This window comes from Pseudomonas sp. PF05 (assembly GCF_056521845.1).
The window spans coordinates 1-506 of sequence record NZ_JBWLPW010000082.1 but is presented as its reverse complement, the minus strand read 5'-3'; the positions used below and the strand labels follow the sequence as shown (position 1 = coordinate 506).

The following is a 506-nucleotide window of genomic DNA, read 5'->3' as shown; positions in this document are numbered from 1 at the left end:
TGAACTTCGTCACGCCAAACGACGCCCTCGCTGGCGGCGATAACCTGAGCGTCAAAATCGACGACGCCCAGGGCGGCAATTACGAAAAACTGGACATCGACGCCACTCCAGCGGACACCACCGTTACCGATGTGCAGGACACCACTGGCCTGACGCTCTCGGCAACCGACACTGTCGCTGAAGGCGGTTCCATCGTTTACACCGCTACCCTGACCAACGCCGCTGGCTCGCCAGTGACCGTGACCCTGAGCAACGGCGCCGTCATCAACATCGCAGCAGGCGCCACCACCGGCACCGTGACCGTCGATGCGCCAACAGACGACGTCTATAAAGACGCTGGCAAAGTTGAAGTCAGCATCGATAACGCCACTGGCGGCAACTTCGAAAACCTGGTTCCGAGCACCACGCCTGCGGTGACTGACGTCACCGACACCATCGACACCAGCACCGTTTCGCTCACAGCGACTTCGACGGTGGCCGAAGGTGGGACCGTGGTTTACACCGCT

Annotated in this window: 1 protein-coding gene; it reads left to right on the top strand. The window is 60.9% G+C overall.

Annotated features, from left to right (window positions below):
* Positions 1–506: immunoglobulin-like domain-containing protein (locus AC09SL_RS29520; RefSeq protein ID WP_479572014.1), on the top strand; the 506-nt coding region annotated here is incomplete at both ends.